Origin of the sequence: Yersinia sp. 1252 StPb PI, from assembly GCF_048593885.1 — a bacterium.
In the GTDB taxonomy this organism is placed as follows: domain Bacteria; phylum Pseudomonadota; class Gammaproteobacteria; order Enterobacterales; family Enterobacteriaceae; genus Yersinia; species Yersinia enterocolitica_E.
In genome coordinates, this window is sequence record NZ_JAZGQE010000511.1 from 1 (window position 1) to 387 (window position 387).

Consider the following 387-nt stretch of genomic DNA (forward strand, 5'->3'; position numbering starts at 1 on the left):
CCTTCTTCAACTTCTGCTTTGCTCACTGGGCAGCGGAAAATGCCGGTTATGAATTCACAGACGAATATACCCAGAAAAAAGAATTCAGGAACAACCTGACTATTCTGGCTGGATTTTTTGACGTCGTGACAACCATCAAAGGCGAAACAAAGGTGAGGGCAAAGAGCTTGGCTTACGCGAACATGGAGCCTGATGAGTTCGAACGCTGCTACAACGCAATGGTTAACGCCGCAATAAAAAACCTGTTCGGTCGCACGACGGATAGGAATGTTATTAATCAACTTTATAGCTACTTCTGAGGTGGCACATGATTACTCTGATATTAGTCGCAGCTTATTTCTGGATGGCTGGCGTTGTATCTGAATGGGCTCATGACATTCAAGGCAG

At 45.2% G+C, this 387-nt stretch carries 1 protein-coding gene; it reads left to right on the plus strand.

Features of this window, described 5'->3' with window-relative positions; genetic code table 11:
- Nucleotides 1-299, plus strand: a 299-nt coding sequence (locus V2A85_RS24540) for a DUF1367 family protein (protein ID WP_420072671.1), incomplete at its 5' end; no start/stop codon positions are given.
- Between the last annotated feature and the right edge of the window lie 88 nt (nucleotides 300-387).